Genomic DNA, 2,509 nt, shown 5'->3' with positions numbered 1-2,509 from the left:
GCGACTTGACCTGGGGCGAGCGGCAGACGTCGGCCTTGCAGCGCCAGACGGCTCCGTCGAACACGATGTGGTCCTGGGTGGTCGGCGCGCTGAGCGTCAGCCAGCCGGTCTGGACCTTGGTTTCGGCCATGGCGGGGCCGCCCGTCGCGGCCAGGGCCGCGACGGCGATGATCAGATTACGCATGGGTCGATCTCCTAGGGAGGATGGGAGAGGCGGCGGACACACAAACCGATCCCGCCGTCAGGTGGAGGAGACGCGAGCCCGCGCCTCCATTCAGGTCACGGCGTCAGGCCGCGGCCTTGAACAGGGTGAATTCCTCGTCGAAGGCCTTCGCCACCGAAGGCCGGGTCTGCAGACGGTCGCGATAGGCGGACAGGGCCGGATAGGGCCCGAAGTCCAAGGCCAGGTAGCGGGCCCAGGTCAGCATCACGAACAAGTAGGCGTCGGCGACGCTGAACTTGCCCTGCAGGAACTCGCGGCCCTTCAGGTGGGCGTCGAGATGGGCCAGGCGCTCGGCCAGCCGTTCGCGGGCGAAGGCCTTGGCGCCGTCCTGAGCCTTGGGGTTCAGCAGGGCGGTGAAGGCGCCGACGTGCAGCTCCGAGCCGATGAAGCTGAGCCAGCTCTGCACCTTGCGGCGCTCGGCGCCCTCGGCGGGGATCAGGCCGGCGGCGGGGAAGCGGTCGGCGATATATTGCAGGATCACGGTGTTCTCGACGATCAGCTCGCCGTCCTCGGTGCGCAGCACCGGCACCTGGCCCATGGGGTTGATCGCCAGGAACTCGGCGCCGTCCTCGACGCGCTTGGGTTGGGCCTTGGTGTCGACCTTCAGGAAGCGGATGTCGGCGCCCGCCTCGTAGGCCGCGATCCGTGTCGCCATCGAGCAGGCCATCGGCGAGAAGTAGAGATCCATCGAACCCTCCATTGCATTTCCGTACTGTTTCGCATAAAAATAACAGCGGTCAAGGAATAAACTGCGAAACGGTACAAAACACCAGTTGGGCGAGCCCAAATGAGTCAGCAGCGCCCGGCCAGGAGAGTCAGATGTCCGAAGCCCCCACCAAGCGCCGTGGACGCCCCCGCGCCTACGATCCCGAAGTCGCCCTGGCCAAGGCCACGGAGATCTTCTGGACCCAGGGTTTCGCCGGCGCCTCGCTGGATGACCTGAGCGCCGCCACCGGCATGAACCGGCCCAGCCTGTACGGGGCGTTCGGCGACAAGCAGACGCTCTTCAGGTCGGCGCTGGACCGCTACATGGACAGCTCGCGCGCGGCGATGACCGAGGCCTTCCGGGGCGGCGGCGCGCTGCGCGACATCCTGGCGCGGGTCTATCACACGGCCCTGGGCTTCTATCTGTCGGACGACATGGGCGGGCGGGGCTGCTTCCTGGCCAGCGCCGGCCTGGGCCAGGCCCTGGTCGACGAGGAGGTGCGCCAGACCGTGGCCGACGGCCTGCACGAGCTGGACCGCGCCGTCGCGCGGCTGTTCGAACGACACGCGGCCAGCGACCTGCCGCCCGGCGCCGACCACGCCAGCCTGGCGCGGCTGGCCAGCCTGCTGATGAACGCCCTGTCGGTCCGCGCCCGGGCCGGCGAGACCCGCGAGCAGCTGGAGGCGACGATCACGGCCGCCGTCAACCTGATCTGCGGACCGCCCAGGATCTAGCGCGTATCGACATTCAGCTTGGGGCGCTGGCTCGCACTACGCCGTATCCCCTTGATCCGTCATTCCCGCCCTTGTGGCGGGAATGACGATAAATCGGGTGATCGCTCTGAATGTCGATCGGCCCAGCGCTGACGAGCCGGCCCGCGCCGTGACACCGAGTGTCAGCAGCGTCCGCGGCGTAGCAAGCATCGGAATGACGCCGGCCTGAGCGGCGCGCATGCTCCTTCTCACGAAAGGAGTTTTCCCATGACCGCTTCTCAAATCCTGACCGACGACGCGCGCTGGGAGGCCATGCGCCGCCGCGACCGCGACCTGGACGGCGCCTTCTTCATCGCCGTGCGCACCACCGGGGTCTACTGCCTGGCCAGCTGCGCCGGACGGCCGCTGCGCAAGAACGTCGCGTTCCATGACACGGTGGAGAGCGCCCGCGCCGCCGGCTTCCGGGCCTGCCTGCGCTGCAAGCCCGACCAGCCGCGCGAGACTCTGCGCTATTCGACCGTCCCCACCACCCTGGGCCTGGCCCTGGTCGCCCGCTCCGAGGCCGGCCTGCGGCTGGTGACCCTGGGCGACGACCAGGACGCCCTGGTCCGCGACCTGGAGCGCCGCTTCCGCTCGGCCCGGCTGACGCCCGATCCGTACGGCCTGCGCGTGGACCTGGCGGCGGTGGCCGCGCAGGTGGAGCATCCCGACGCCAGGCTGGACTTGCCGCTCGACGCCCGGGGCACGCCGCTGCAGCAGGCCGTCTGGTCGGCGCTGCGGGCCATCCCGGCCGGGACCACCGCCTCCTACGTCCAGGTGGCCCGCGCCATCGGTCGGCCCACCGCCGCCCGGGCCGTGGCCCAGGCC

The 2,509-nt window shown here is 69.8% G+C and carries 4 protein-coding genes; 2 read left to right on the top strand and 2 right to left on the bottom strand.

The genetic code is table 11. From position 1 onward, the window contains the following. Together AC1DZ6_RS23405 and AC1DZ6_RS23400 are read right to left on the bottom strand one after the other, a co-directional pair. Positions 1-184 (bottom strand): DUF8200 family protein (locus tag AC1DZ6_RS23405; protein ID WP_477099505.1); only part of this gene is annotated, 184 nt, incomplete at its 3' end. Positions 185-287: 103 nt separating this feature from the next. Next, positions 288-911 carry a glutathione S-transferase C-terminal domain-containing protein gene (locus tag AC1DZ6_RS23400; protein WP_477099504.1) on the bottom strand — a complete coding sequence of 208 codons (624 nt, stop codon included), beginning with the start codon at positions 909-911 and terminating at the stop codon, positions 288-290. 131 nt (positions 912-1,042) lie between these two features. Between AC1DZ6_RS23400 and AC1DZ6_RS23395 the strand changes: the two genes are divergently transcribed. Next, entirely contained in the window at positions 1,043-1,663 is a 621-nt protein-coding gene (locus tag AC1DZ6_RS23395; RefSeq protein ID WP_477099503.1) for a TetR/AcrR family transcriptional regulator, read from the top strand. Positions 1,664-1,909: 246 nt separating this feature from the next. Further along, positions 1,910-2,509: Ada metal-binding domain-containing protein (locus AC1DZ6_RS23390; RefSeq protein WP_477099502.1), on the top strand; the 600-nt coding region annotated here is incomplete at its 3' end.

It is taken from the genome of Caulobacter sp. P1_B12_2 (assembly GCF_056406675.1).
The sequence above is the reverse complement of the archived record's forward strand: the minus strand, read 5'-3'. Positions and strand labels throughout refer to the sequence as shown.

Excerpts from the sequence above, each read along its gene's own strand:
- AC1DZ6_RS23400 (WP_477099504.1), bottom strand. The coding sequence starts at position 911 with ATGGATCTCTACTTCTCGCCGATGGCCTGCTCGATGGCGACACGGATC.
- AC1DZ6_RS23395 (WP_477099503.1), top strand. The coding sequence starts at position 1,043 with ATGTCCGAAGCCCCCACCAAGCGCCGTGGACGCCCCCGCGCCTACGAT.